The organism is Amycolatopsis sp. NPDC052450 (genome assembly GCF_044547565.1).
Classification (GTDB): domain Bacteria; phylum Actinomycetota; class Actinomycetes; order Mycobacteriales; family Pseudonocardiaceae; genus Amycolatopsis.
In genome coordinates this window covers 173,967-186,695 of sequence record NZ_JBIUAQ010000007.1, presented here as the reverse complement: position 1 = coordinate 186,695, position 12,729 = coordinate 173,967, and the positions used below count along the sequence as shown (strand labels likewise).

The following is a 12,729-nucleotide window of genomic DNA, read 5'->3' as shown; positions in this document are numbered from 1 at the left end:
CCGCCCGGGGCCGGTCACGCGACGGGTGCCGGTGACTTCATCAGATTCGTCAGCAGCTTCGCGCACCAGTCCAGCAGCTCCTCATCCCGCAGTGTCGGAGCGCCGATCCGGCCGCCCGCCGGGCCCTCGGTCGGCCGCGGCACGGAAACCGTGTTCGTCACCGCCTTGTAGAGAGCCTTGGGGTACAAGCGCTTCAGCCGCACCAGCTGCGAATCCGCCAGCGACAGCGGCGCGAACCGGATCGACGTGCCCTGCACGGCGACCTCGGTGACGCCCGCCGCGCGGCAGGTGTGCCGGAACGCGGCGACGGCGAGCAGCCTCCGCACGGGGGCGGGCGGCTGACCGTAGCGGTCGATCAGTTCCTCGCGGACGGCGTCGAGCCCCGCCTGGTCGGGCGCGGCCGCGATCTTGCGGTACGCCTCCAGCCGCAGCCGCTCACCGGGGACGTAGTCGTGCGGGATGTGCGCGTCCACCGGGAGGTCGACCCGGACGTCGGCGAGTTCTTCCTCCTCCGCCGTGTCCGCACCCGCGTGACGGCGGAACGCGTCGACCGCTTCGCCGACGAGCCGCACGTACAGATCGAAACCGACGCCCGCGATGTGCCCGGACTGTTCGGCGCCGAGGATGTTGCCCGCACCGCGGATCTCGAGGTCCTTCATCGCGACGGCCATGCCCGCGCCCAGTTCGGTGTTCTGCGCGATGGTCGCCAACCGGTCGTGCGCGGTCTCGGTGAGCGGCGCCTCCGGCGGGTACAGGAAGTACGCGTACCCGCGCTCTCGCCCGCGCCCGACCCGGCCGCGCAACTGGTGCAGCTGTGCGAGCCCGAGCAGGTCGCCTCGTTCCACGAGAAGCGTGTTCGCGTTCGAGATGTCCAGCCCGGTCTCGACGATCGTGGTGCAGACGAGCACGTCGTACTCGTTCTCCCAGAAGCCCTGGATGATCTTCTCGAGTTTGTCCTCGTTCATCTGCCCGTGCGCGGTGACGACACGCGCCTCCGGCACCAGCTCGCGAATGCGCTTCGCGGCCTTCTCGATCGAGGAAACCCTGTTGTGCACGTAGAAGACCTGGCCGTCGCGCAGCAGTTCGCGCCGGATCGCGGCGCCGACCTGTTTGTCGTCGTACGCGCCGACGTAGGTCAGGATCGGGTGCCTGTCCTCGGGCGGGGTCAGGATCGTGGACATCTCACGGATCCCGGCGAGCGACATCTCCAGCGTCCGCGGGATCGGCGTGGCCGACATGGTCAGCACGTCGACGTGTGTCCGCAGCGCCTTGATGTGCTCCTTGTGCTCGACGCCGAACCGCTGTTCCTCGTCGACGATCACCAGGCCGAGGTCCTTGTACCGGACCCCGGTCTGCAGCAGGCGGTGCGTGCCGATCACGATGTCGACGTCGCCGGAGGACAACTGTTCGAGAACCGCGTCGGATTCGGTCTTGTTCGTGAACCGCGAGAGCCCCCTGATCTTCACCGGGAACGAACTCATCCGTTCGGTGAAGGTGTTCAGGTGCTGCTGCGCGAGCAGCGTGGTGGGCACGAGCACGGCGACCTGCTTGCCGTCCTGCACCGCCTTGAACGCCGCGCGCACCGCGATCTCGGTCTTGCCGTAGCCGACGTCGCCGCAGATGACGCGGTCCATCGGGACGCCGCTTTCCATATCCGCCTTGACCTCGTCGATCGCGGCGAGCTGATCGTTGGTCTCGGTGAACGGGAAGGCGTCCTCCAGTTCGTTCTGCCACGGCGTGTCCTGCCCGAACGCGTGCCCTGGCGCGGATTGCCGCGCGGCGTAGAGCTGCACCAGTTCGGCGGCGATCTCCTTGACCGCCTTCTTCGCCTTGGCCTTGGTGTTCTTCCAGTCGGACCCGCCGAGTTTGTTCAGCGTCGGCAGCTCGCCGCCGACGTAGCGGGAGACCTCGTCGAGCTGGTCGGTCGGCACGAACAGCCGGTCCCCCGGATGCCCGCGTTTGGAGGAGGCGTACTCCAGCAGCAGGTACTCGCGGGTGGCGCCGGCGACGGTGCGTTGCACCATTTCGATGAACCGCCCGATGCCGTGCTGGTCGTGCACGACGTAATCCCCCGTTTTGAGGGCGAGCGGGTCGACGGCGTTGCGGCGCCGCGACGGCATCTTGGTGCTGAAGTCCTTTGTGGACGTTCCGGCGCCGGAGCCGCGGCCGGTCAGATCCGATTCGGACAGCACGACGAGGGCCCGCTCCGGCGAGACGAAGCCGTCCGACAGGCCGCCGCACGTCACCGTCACGACGCCGGGCGTCAGCGGACCGGTGATGCCTTCCGCGAGCGACGCGGGCACCTCTCCGGCCGAAAGCTGCTCGACGGCGCGGGCCGCGGTGCCGTGCCCGGCGACGACGAGGACCGCCGTCCCGCCCGCGGCCGTATGCGCGCGCAGATCGGTCGTCGCCCGCTCGACCTCGCCGCGATAGTTCGGCGCGGCCTCGATCGAAACGCGGTAGACGTCGGGATCGTCGCTGGCCAGCTGCGTCAGCGTCCACCAAGGGCGCTTCGTCTCCTGAGCGTGCTTCGCGATCTCCGCGAGGTCCTGGTACGCCGACGCGCCGAGGTCGATCGGCGCCTGCCCGCCCGCGGCGGCCGTGGTCCAGGACGCTTCGAGGAACTCCTGCCCGGTGCGCACCAGGTCGGCCGCACGGGCGCGGATCTTCTCCGGATCGGCCAGCAGCACGTGCGTGCCCTGGGGCATCGCGTCGGTCAGCAGGTCCAGCTCGCCCTCGCACAGCACCGGGATGAGCGCCTCCATGCCCTCGACGGGGACCCCGCCGGAAAGCTTGGTGAGCATCTCGGTGAGCTGGGCGTCCGCTTCGTACGTCGTCGCCAGCTCGGCTGCCTTCGCGCGCACCTGCTCGGTGAGCAGCAGCTCACGGCACGGCGGCGCGCTGACGTGCCGGATCTCCCCCGGCAGCGACCGCTGGTCGGACACCGCGAACGCGCGGATCTCGCTGACCTCGTCGCCCCAGAACTCGACGCGCACCGGATGCTGCGCCGTCGGCCCGAACAGGTCGAGGATGCCGCCGCGCACGGCGAACTCGCCGCGCTTCTCGACCATGTCCACCCGCGTGTAGGCGAGCTCGACCAGCTGCTCCAGCAGCCCTTCGAAACTCTGCTCCTCGCCGACCACCAGATCGATGGGCGCGAGCGAGCCGAGCCCGGGCGCCATCGGCTGGATGAGGCTGCGGACGGTCGCGACGACGACGCGCAGGTCGTCGGCCCCCGTCTTCAGGCGATGGAGCACCTCCAGCCGCCGCCCGACGGTGTCCGCCCGCGGGGACAGCCGCTCGTGCGGCAGCGTCTCCCAGGACGGGAAGTCGGCGACGGCGCCTTCGCCGAGGAACGACTTCAGTGAAGCGGTCAGCTCGTCGGCCTCGCGGCCGGTGGCGGTCACCGCGAGCACGGGGCGGCCGGCGCCCTCGTCCGCGGCGAGGGCGCCCGCGACCAGCTGGCGGGTGGCGATCGCGCCCTGGAGTTCGAGCACCGGGGCACCGGCCCGCTCCACGACCCCGCGAAGGGCCGGATCGGGAAGGATGGAATGAAGGAGTCCGGACAATGGAGCGTTTGTCACCGTCCCAGCCTACGTGGGGGCACCGACAGTCCGCCGCGCGATTACCTCGGCAGTGCGCCGGCCACCTTCGGGAGCTGCTCGTCGAACTCGGCCGGTTCCTGTGTCGCGACGCGGATCAGGATGTGTTCGGCGCCCGCGTCCTGGTATTCGCGCAACCTGCCGGCGACTTGCTCGGCGCTCCCGGCGATCTGCACTTGGATCTTCTCGACGAAGTCCAGCGGGACGCCGTAATTCCGCTGTGCGTAGTCCTCCAGCCGCTCGCGGGCCCTGATCGGGTCGTTCTCGATGAGCACTGTCGCGAACAACGCGGGCGTCACGGGGCGGACGGCCGTTTCGCGGATCTTCGCGAGGCCGTCGGCGTAGTCCGCGACGTCGGGCGGATACGGCAACCAGCCGTCGTAGAGCCGTCCCGCCCGGTCCAGCGCGCCCGGCGTGAACGCGGCCAGCCAGACCGGCGGGCCACCGGGACGATGCGGCTCCGGGTACTCCGGAAGCGTGTCGTAGTGCAGGACCTCGCCTTGGAACGGGCCGCTCTTCCCGCTCCAGACGTGCCGCCACAACGCGACGATGTCGTCGAGCCGGGCGCGGCGGCGTTCCCACGGAACGCGGGTGAAAGCGAATTCGGGTTCGCTGCGGCCCGCGAACCCCGCGCCGACGCCGAGCGTGACCCGGCCGCGGCTGAGCAGGTCGAGCGAGAGGATCGCGTTCGCGGAAAGGACCGGATCCCGCAACGCCGGGAGCAGCGCGGCGGTGCCGAGGGTGACGCGTTCCGTTCTGGCGGCGAACGCGCCGAGCAACGTCAACGGATCGATGGGTGCCTTCGCGAGGGTGTCGCCGACCCAGACCGAATCGAAACCGAGGCGTTCGGCCTCGACCGCGACGGCGACCATTTCCGGCGCGGTGCGCCCGGCGTCGAGGATGGATCGATAGGTGGGGACGACCAGACCGAATTTCATGCCGGAAGCATCGACGCGGCGGGGAATGGTCTCAATTCCTTCGAGGGAATGGCGGCGCCGCGCGCGACTCGGCCAAGATGACGACCATGGTTTCCGGATTCGGCCCCGCGCTCCGGGGCTGGCGCGAGCGGCGGCGGTTGTCCCAGCTGGAACTGGCGCTCCGGGCCGGAACCACCCAGCGGCACGTGAGTTTCCTGGAGGGTGGCCGGTCGATCCCCGGCTGCGGCCTGGTGCTGCGCGTCGCCGAATCGCTCGAACTCCCGCTCCGGGAACGCAACGGCCTGCTGCTCGCGGCCGGCTTCGCGCCCGGATTCCCCGAAACGGAACTGGACGATCCCCGGTTGAAGCCGGTCCTCGACGGCATGCGGCGGCTGCTCGACGGGCACCGGCCGTATCCGGCCATCGTGGTCGACCGGTACGGCGTGCTCGTCGCCCGCAACGACGCGCTCGGCCTGCTCTTCGAGGACGTGGCGCCGGAGCTGCTGGAGGAACCGGTCAACACCCTGCGGCTCGCGCAGCATCCGAAGGGGATGGCGCCGCGGGTGCGGAACCTCGCGGACTGGGCGCGGCACATCCTGGAGCGGCTGACGCAGGAGATCGCGCACGCGCCCGACGAGCGGCTCACCGCGTTGCTGGCCGAACTCGAAGGTTACGTTCCGGAGCCGGGACCGCCAGGGCCCGATCACCTCGGGTTCGCGGTGCCGATGCGCCTGTCCACTTCGGCGGGTGAACTGCGCCTGATCACCGCCATCACGACGTTCGCGACCGCCGCCGACGTCACGGTGTCGGAATTGAAACTGGAGACGTTCCTTCCCGCCGACGCCGAAACCGCCGCGATCCTCACCGGATGACCGGTTCGTTCCTCGCGGGCGATGGGCGAGACTGGCATGCTGATGCCATGCGCACAACCGCCGTCGTCGCGTTCGCGTCCCTGTCCTTGCTGGTCACAGCCTGTTCCGGGGCGGCGAGCGAACCGGTGCAGAGCGCCCCGCCGGTCACCTCGAAACCCGCCGTGACCACACTGAAGGTCGAGCAGGTGACGGCCGGGCTCGAACACGGCTGGGACGTCGGCTTCCTGCCGGACGGGAAGATCCTCGTCACCCAGCGCCCCGGGAAGCTGGCTCTGGTCGACGGCGGCACGAAGCGCGACGTCGCCGCCGACTTCTCCGATGTCCACGTACGCGGCGAAGGCGGTCTGATGGGGATGGTGATCAGCAAGGACTTCGCGACTTCGCGCGAATTCATCACCTGCCAGACCCACAAGGAGGGTGACAAGGCCGTCGACATCCGGCTGGTCACCTGGCGGCTTTCCGACGACGGCGCGAGCGCCACGAAGGTCAAGGACCTGCTGACCGGGCTGCCGGTGAACTCCAGCGGCAGGCATTCGGGCTGCCGTCCCGCGTTCGGCGCGGACGGCGCGCTGCTCGTCGGCACCGGCGACACGGCCCGCCCCCAGCACCCGCAGGACCGGACGAGCCTCGGCGGCAAGGTGCTGCGAATCGACGCGAAGACCGGGAACGCCTTGCCGGACAACCCGTTCATCTCGTCGGCGAACCCGAACGAGCAGCGTGTGTTCACCTTCGGGCACCGCAACGTCCAGGGCGTCACGGTGCGGCCGGGTACCGGTCAGGTGTTCACCGCCGAGCACGGGCCGACCATCGACGACGAGGTCAACCTGGAACGCGCGGGCGCGAATTACGGCTGGGACCCGTCGAAGGGCGGCACCGAGACCAGCTACGACGAGAGCGTGCCGATGACCGACAAGCAACGCTTCCCGGACGCCGTCAGTCCTTTGTGGACGACCGGCGAAATCACCGAAGCCATCTGCGGTGCGGAATTCCTCACCGGATCGCAGTGGGGCCCGCTCGAAGGCTCGCTCGCCGTGACCGCGTTGAAGGGGCAGAAGCTCCTGCTGTTCCGCCTCGACGACACCGGCAAGGTCACCGAAGTGACGCTGCCGCCGGAGTTCGACGACAAGTTCGGCAGGCTCCGCGCCGTCCGCGGCGCGCCGGACGGTTCCCTCTACGTGACAACGTCGGAAGGCGAGGACGACAAACTGCTCCGCGTCACCCCTGGCGCCTAGCTCCCGAGGTACGCGCCGCCGTTGACGTGGACGACCTGACCGGTGACGTGCCGCGCTTCCGGACTCGCCAGGAACGCGACTACTTCGGCGACGTCCGCGGGCTCGCCGGCGCGTTTCGTCAGCGTGTTGCCGATCAGCCACGCCCGGCGCTCGTCGGAGAGCTTGCCCTGGAAGAACTCGGTGTCGCCGACCAGTCCCGGCGCGACGATGTTCGCGGTGATCCCCCGCGGTCCGAATTCCCTTGCCACGTCGACGTTCCACGCTTCCAGCGCGGCCTTGGCGGCACCGTAGGAACCGGCTCCGGTGTGGGCGGCGATGGAGCCGATGGTGACGATCCGCGCGCCGTCGGCGAACCGTTCCCGCAAGGCACGGGTGACCAGTACGGCACTGAACACGTTCGCGTCGAGGTTGGCCTGCCAGTTCGCGGCGAACGCCTTCAGGTCTCCGGCCGATCCGTTCCGGAAATCGGTGTTCCCGCCCGCGTTGTTGACCAGGACGTCGACGTGCCGCGGCAGTTCGGCCAGTGCCCGCTCCACCGCGTCCGGGTCGGCCGCGTCGAACGGGACCGGGTGCGCGCCGAGCAACGTGGCGGCTTCGGTGAGGACCTGTTCGCGCCGGCCGGTGATCGTCACCCGGTCGCCTCGTGCGGCGAACGCCGCCGCGACCGCGTAGCCGATTCCCGTTCCGCCGCCGGTGACCACGACTTCCCTGTGCTTCCCCATACCTGCAGCATAGGGACACTAGGCTTCCTCGTATGACGAAGATCGACCCGGCGACGACCGCGCTCGTCCTGATCGACCTCCAGACGCGGATCGTCGCACTCGAGACTGTCCCGATCGAAGGCACCGAAGTCGTGTCGAACGCCGTCCTGCTGCGAGACGCCTTCAGCGCGGCCGGCTCACCGATCGTCCACGTGCGGGCGCACCGGCCGGGTGTCGACGAGCAGCCGCCCGGCAGTGAACTGGTCTCCGAACTGACGCCCCGCGAAGGCGAGCACCTGATCACCAAGCACACGATCGGCGCGTTCTACCGCACCGGACTCGACGAACTCCTGCGCGGACTCGGCGTGAAGACGCTGGTGCTCGCCGGGATCGCCACGGAGTACGGCGTCGAATCGACGCTGCGTGCCGCGATCGACCACGCCTACGAGACCATCGCCGTTTCGGACGCGATGGCGGGCATCGCCGCGATCTCCCACGAATCGGCGATCACGAAGGTGTTCCCGAGGCTGGGCGAAGTGCTCACGACCGCCGAGACCGCCGCGGCGCTGGGCTGAACCATGATCGACAAGATCGCTTGGCTGCACCTGCGCGACGGCCGGGTCCTGACCGCCCGCTCGCGCGGCAAGTCCGTGTTCTACCTGCCCGGCGGCAAACGCGAACCCTGGGAAAGCGACGCCGGGACGCTGATCCGGGAGATCCGCGAGGAACTGACCGTCGAGATCGATCCGGCGAGCATCGCGCCCGCCGGGGTCTTCGAAGCGCAGGCCGATGGCCACGCGTCCGGCCTCGTGGTCCGGACGACCTGCTACACGGCCGAATTCAGCGGAACTCTCGTGGCAAGCAGCGAGATCGAGGAACTCGCGTGGCTGGGCTACGAAGACAGGGACCGGCTCTCCGCGGTGGGCAAGATCGTCTTCGACCACCTGCGGGAGACCGGCCTCCTGCGCTGACGACCGCTACTTGAGCTTGTCCAGGCACAGCACCCGAGACTGCGGCAGCCCGCCGGCGCCGGACCGCTGCCATGCGATCTTCTCGTCGGTCGACGGCACCTGGGTGCACACGGTGCTGTCGTCGACGAGGATCGCCGTGCTCTTCTCAATGGCGAGCACCTTGTACGCGGCGTTCGCGCAGTCCACCTTCGTGAGCTTCTTCGCCTCGACCACGTCGGCCGGGAGGCAGTCACCGACGACCGGCGCCCGCTCACCCGGGTTCTTCAGATCTTCGAGGCACAGCAGGGTGCCGTCACTGCTGCCCTTCTTCCCCTGGAAGAAGTACGCGTCGGTCGTCGGATAGTCGTCGCATTCGGATCCACCCGAGAGCTTGAGCCCGATTTCGGACTTTCCGTCCTGCTTGCCGACGACCTTGAAATTCGCTTCCGGCGTTCCGCATTCGGATTTCTCGACGCTGTCCGCGTTGCTGACATCGCCCTTGAGACAGGCGCCGACCTCGGCGCTCGACGCCGTGAACGGATTCGCCACGAAGAACGCGATCAAGGCGATGACGCCGAAGATGCCCAACCGGATCACCGGTTTGAGCCAGGTTCTCTTCTTCGGAGCCGGCTGTTCCACGGCAGGCGCGGGATAGTTTTCCACGGTGCTTCCCCCAGTGAGATGATCTCTACGGGGGACGTAGCGCTCATCGCCGGGAAAACGTTACGGCCGCGCGACGCAGGTCTCAGTACAGCCGCAGCTTCGGTTTGTGTTCCAAATTGGACAGACCGTTCCAGGCGAGGTTGACCAGATGCGCGGCGACCTCGTCACGTTTCGGCTTCCGGGCGTCGAGCCACCATTGCCCGGTCAACGCGACCATCCCGACGAGCGCCTGCGCGTACAGCGCGGCCAGCTTCTCGTCGTAGCCCCGCGCGGCGAACTGCTGCGCGAGGATGTGCTCGACCTGGCTGGCGATGTCGTTCAGCACCGTCGAGAACGTGCCCGTCGAACTCGCGACCGGCGAATCCCGCACCAGGATGCGGAAACCGTCGTGGGAATCCTCGACGTAGGAGAGCAACGCGATCGCCGCCTGCTCCAGCATCACCCTCGGGTGCCCGCCGTGGAGCGTGGAGACCATCCGGTCGAGCAGCGACTGGGTCTCGCGGTCGACGACGACGGCGTAGATGCCTTCCTTGCCGCCGAAATGCTCGTACACCACCGGTTTGGAGACATTCGCGCGGTGCGCGATCTCTTCGATGGACGTGCCTTCGAAACCCTTCTCCGCGAAAAGGGCCCTGGCGACGTTGAGCAGCTGCTGCCTGCGCTCGGTCCCCGTCATCCGCACCCGGGCCACCGGGGCGACAGGACGCGCCCCGGTGACCGCTTCACGTTTGGTCCGCCTTCTCCCCGCCATCGCAGAAGACTAACGCGACCTCGCTATTTGCTTTCAGTGGCGATGCGCGCGAGGCGCTGCGGGGTCGGCCAGCGCACGTCATAGGCCCAGCCGAACTTCTCGAAGATCCAAATGAGACGGGCGGAAATGTCGATTTGGCCGCGCTGGACACCGTGCCGTGCCGAGGTCGGGTCGGCGTGGTGCAGGTTGTGCCACGACTCGCCGAAGGAGAAGATCGCCAGCGGCCAGAAGTTGGCCGATTTGTCGCGGGCGGCGAACGGGCGCTCACCGATCATGTGGCAGACCGAGTTCACCGACCAGGTCACGTGGTGCAGCACGCAGACGCGCACCAGACCGGCCCAGAAGAACGCGGTCACCGCGCCCCAGAACGACCAGGTGATCAGTCCACCGAGGATCGCGGGCAGCACCAGGGTGAGCAGGCTCCACAGCCAGAACAGGTCGTCGACCTTCTTGATGGCCGGATCCTTCACCAGGTCCGGCGCGAAACGCTCCGCGTTGGTCTGGTCGCGGTCGAACAGCCAGCCCATGTGCGCGTGCCAGAAACCCTTGGCGATGGCGACCGGTGTCGTCCCGAACAGCCACGGCGAATGCGGGTCGCCGTCGCGGTCGGAGAAGGCGTGGTGGCGCCGGTGGTCGGCGACCCAGGTGATCACGGGGCCCTGGACGGCCATACTGCCGGCGATCGCCATCGCGACGCGCAGCCACGGCTTGGCCTTGAACGAGCCGTGCGTGAAGTAGCGGTGATACGAAACGGTGATACCGAGTCCGCTGATCGCGTAGAAGACCACGAAGAGGCCGACGTCGACCCAGGTCAGTCCCCAGCCCCAGGCGAACGGGACGGCCGCGAGCAGCGCGGCGAGCGGGAAGATGACCCCGAGGTAGACCGAGAGCTGCACGCCGCTCGATCGATGTCCTTCGATTACCGGCTTGGGGCCCTTCGCGGGCTTCTGGGAACGGTCCAGGGTAGCCGTCATGCAGTCACTTCTTTTCTATGCGCAACCCTCGAGGTTTCCCTAAGGGTGACCTTACCTACGATGCCGTAAGTTACGGTACAGGAGGTTTCGTCCCCTGTGGAGTGCCCGCGAAGGTGAGGCAACCCCCGGGCGCACGCGGGCGTCTCCGGCATGGCTATCCTGACCAGGATCGATCCGCCGTAGTGTAATCGGCAGCACTTCAGATTTTGGTTCTGACAGTTCAGGTTCGAATCCTGGCGGCGGAGCAGACGAACAGATGACCAGCGGCGTTTTCAACGGTGGGGGTGTGTGCGGCTGACCGAGGACGCGACGACCAGCAGCAGGCGGCCGGCGCTTGCGGAGATGTCCGACGCCTGGCTTCATGGTCGCGCGCGCGAACTCGGTGCGGCCATCCAGCGCGTCAGCTTCGCCGAACAGCTGGACATCGTCACCAGTCTCGACGAACTCCTCGACGAGACGCAGCGCCGCGGCGAACCCTTGCTGGTCGCCCAGCTGCTGCGCTACTCGGCGATGGCGAGGCTGGTCACCCGCGGTCTGGCCGCCGAAGCCGAACCCAGGCTCGACGAGATGCTCGCGCACACCAGGCGGCACGGTCTCGCGCTGATGCGGGCCGACGCGCACGCCATGCGCGGCCGCCGTCTGGTGATCGCCAAACAGGAGGACGCCGCCCTCACCGAGATCGCCAGGGCGCTGGCCATCCTCGACGACTCCGCCGTTCCCGACCGACAGGTCGGCAGGCGCAACTGGGACCGGATGCTCTCCACGACCCTGGTCGACTGCTGGCTGGTGCTGAACCAGCTGGGCGTCTACGAGGCCGCGGAAGAGGCCATCGCCCGCGCCGCGCAGGCGATCCGCGACAGCGCGAGCCCGCACGAAATCGCGCTCCAGCTGATCAACCGGGTCAAGATGCTGCTGGGCTGGGGCCTGCGGCTCGAACGTATCGAGCGCTACGACGAGGGAGCGGACAAGTTCCGCACCGCGGCGTCGATGGCGCAGGCGGCCGAAGGCCCGTTCACCGAGTCGCTGTTCCCGCGCAAGGCCGGGGTGCCCGCGATCGACCAGGTCGGCGTACTCGCCGCGGCCGCCGCGCTGGCGTCGCCCGATTCATCCCATATCGACCGGCTGAACTCGCTGCTGCATCCGGAACTGGTGTTCCCGCACGAACGCGAGATCATCGCCATCGCGCTGGCCCGCTGCCTGGACAACGAAGGCCGCCGCGAAGACGCGCTGCAGGTACTCAAGGACGTTCGCGAGGACAACGAGGACGGCTCGCTGCCGTCGATGCGGTTGAACCTCGCCCGCGAACTGGCCAGGCTCGACACCACCCCGGACTACGCGTCCGGGGCGAGCCAGTCGCTGATCGACTACGCGACCATCCTCGAAACGGAGATGTGGTCGCTGCGGGAATCGCAGATCGCGACGCTCAACGCGCGCCGGGAGCACGAACGCCTGTCCGCCGAGCACGGGGCGATCACCCAGCAGGCGTTGCAGGACCCGCTCACCGGGCTCCCGAACCGCCGCGCGCTCGACGAAAAGCTGCGTTCGCTGGCGTCCTCCGCCGACGCGCAGCCGCTCGCGGTCGCACTGGTCGACCTTGACGGCTTCAAGGACGTCAACGACAAGCAGTCGCACGCCGAGGGCGACAACGTGCTCCGTGTCATCGCGAGCACGCTGCGCGACGCCCTGCGCGGCGACGACGTCGTCGCCCGCTACGGCGGCGACGAGTTCATCGTGCTTCTACCTGGGGCTCCGGCGTCGGCGGCGAAGCAGGCGCTCGGTCGTTCTGTGAATGCCGTCGCATCTCTGCCGCACCACCTTTCGCACGGGGTCACCCTCTCCGTCGGGCTCGTCTCCCTTCGGCCGCAGGAGCGGGCCGAACAGGTCCTCGCACGTGCCGACGCGGCCATGTACCAGGCGAAACGCGGCGGCGGGAACCAGGTTTCGTCGGTGAACTCGATGGCCATCGATCCGGCGACCGGATGGCCTGGTGAGGATGCTCCGACCGACCCCGCGTGGGACGCCGAGCAGCCCACGTAGGATCAATGCCCGACAACCACCGTTGGTGAA

Annotated in this window: 11 protein-coding genes and 1 tRNA gene; 6 read left to right on the top strand and 6 right to left on the bottom strand. The window is 68.6% G+C overall.

Translation table 11 applies throughout. The features are described from left to right. Nucleotides 1-14: 14 nt before the first annotated feature. The gene (gene mfd / locus ACIHAO_RS14920) at nucleotides 15-3,569 is read right to left on the bottom strand and encodes a transcription-repair coupling factor (RefSeq protein WP_396558262.1); all 3,555 of its coding nucleotides are present in this window, start codon (nucleotides 3,567-3,569) and stop codon (nucleotides 15-17) included. Between the two features lie 56 nt (nucleotides 3,570-3,625). Next, the gene (locus ACIHAO_RS14915) at nucleotides 3,626-4,540 is read right to left on the bottom strand and encodes an LLM class flavin-dependent oxidoreductase (protein WP_396558024.1); all 915 of its coding nucleotides are present in this window, start codon (nucleotides 4,538-4,540) and stop codon (nucleotides 3,626-3,628) included. 86 nt (nucleotides 4,541-4,626) lie between these two features. Between ACIHAO_RS14915 and ACIHAO_RS14910 the strand changes: the two genes are divergently transcribed. Both ACIHAO_RS14910 and ACIHAO_RS14905 read left to right on the top strand, forming a co-directional pair. Further along, nucleotides 4,627-5,391 carry a helix-turn-helix domain-containing protein gene (locus tag ACIHAO_RS14910; RefSeq protein ID WP_396558022.1) on the top strand — a complete coding sequence of 255 codons (765 nt, stop codon included), beginning with the start codon at nucleotides 4,627-4,629 and terminating at the stop codon, nucleotides 5,389-5,391. Between the two features lie 47 nt (nucleotides 5,392-5,438). After that, nucleotides 5,439-6,623 carry a PQQ-dependent sugar dehydrogenase gene (locus ACIHAO_RS14905; protein ID WP_396558020.1) on the top strand — a complete coding sequence of 395 codons (1,185 nt, stop codon included), beginning with the start codon at nucleotides 5,439-5,441 and terminating at the stop codon, nucleotides 6,621-6,623. Here ACIHAO_RS14905 and ACIHAO_RS14900 read toward each other — a convergent pair. Continuing rightward, the gene (locus ACIHAO_RS14900; protein ID WP_396558018.1) at nucleotides 6,620-7,345 is read right to left on the bottom strand and encodes an SDR family NAD(P)-dependent oxidoreductase; all 726 of its coding nucleotides are present in this window, start codon (nucleotides 7,343-7,345) and stop codon (nucleotides 6,620-6,622) included. The two genes, ACIHAO_RS14905 and ACIHAO_RS14900, sit on opposite strands and share 4 nt — an antisense overlap. 32 nt (nucleotides 7,346-7,377) lie before the next feature. On the opposite strand from ACIHAO_RS14900, the gene ACIHAO_RS14895 reads away from it, so the two are divergent. Both ACIHAO_RS14895 and ACIHAO_RS14890 read left to right on the top strand, forming a co-directional pair. Further along, nucleotides 7,378-7,899, top strand: a complete 522-nt coding sequence (locus ACIHAO_RS14895; protein WP_396558016.1) for an isochorismatase family protein — start codon at nucleotides 7,378-7,380, stop codon at nucleotides 7,897-7,899. Between the two features lie 3 nt (nucleotides 7,900-7,902). Beyond that, nucleotides 7,903-8,295, top strand: a complete 393-nt coding sequence (locus ACIHAO_RS14890; protein WP_396558014.1) for an NUDIX domain-containing protein — start codon at nucleotides 7,903-7,905, stop codon at nucleotides 8,293-8,295. A gap of 6 nt (nucleotides 8,296-8,301) precedes the next feature. On the opposite strand, the gene ACIHAO_RS14885 is transcribed toward ACIHAO_RS14890, so the two are convergent. From ACIHAO_RS14885 to ACIHAO_RS14875, 3 genes are all read right to left on the bottom strand, one after another. Then, complete coding sequence (locus tag ACIHAO_RS14885) at nucleotides 8,302-8,937, bottom strand: hypothetical protein (RefSeq protein ID WP_396558012.1); 636 nt, start codon at nucleotides 8,935-8,937, stop codon at nucleotides 8,302-8,304. An 82-nt stretch (nucleotides 8,938-9,019) separates the two neighbouring features. Then, nucleotides 9,020-9,613: a TetR family transcriptional regulator gene (locus ACIHAO_RS14880; protein ID WP_396558261.1), complete on the bottom strand. Its 594-nt coding sequence runs from the start codon at nucleotides 9,611-9,613 to the stop codon at nucleotides 9,020-9,022. Nucleotides 9,614-9,711: 98 nt separating this feature from the next. Continuing rightward, on the bottom strand, nucleotides 9,712-10,662 hold the full coding sequence (locus ACIHAO_RS14875) for an acyl-CoA desaturase (RefSeq protein WP_125674120.1): 951 nt from the start codon (nucleotides 10,660-10,662) through the stop codon (nucleotides 9,712-9,714). Nucleotides 10,663-10,835: 173 nt separating this feature from the next. On the opposite strand from ACIHAO_RS14875, the gene ACIHAO_RS14870 reads away from it, so the two are divergent. Together ACIHAO_RS14870 and ACIHAO_RS14865 are read left to right on the top strand one after the other, a co-directional pair. Further along, nucleotides 10,836-10,907: transfer RNA gene (locus ACIHAO_RS14870), tRNA-Gln, on the top strand. A 43-nt stretch (nucleotides 10,908-10,950) separates the two neighbouring features. Next, entirely contained in the window at nucleotides 10,951-12,699 is a 1,749-nt protein-coding gene (locus ACIHAO_RS14865; RefSeq protein WP_125782517.1) for a diguanylate cyclase, read from the top strand. Nucleotides 12,700-12,729 lie beyond the last annotated feature (30 nt).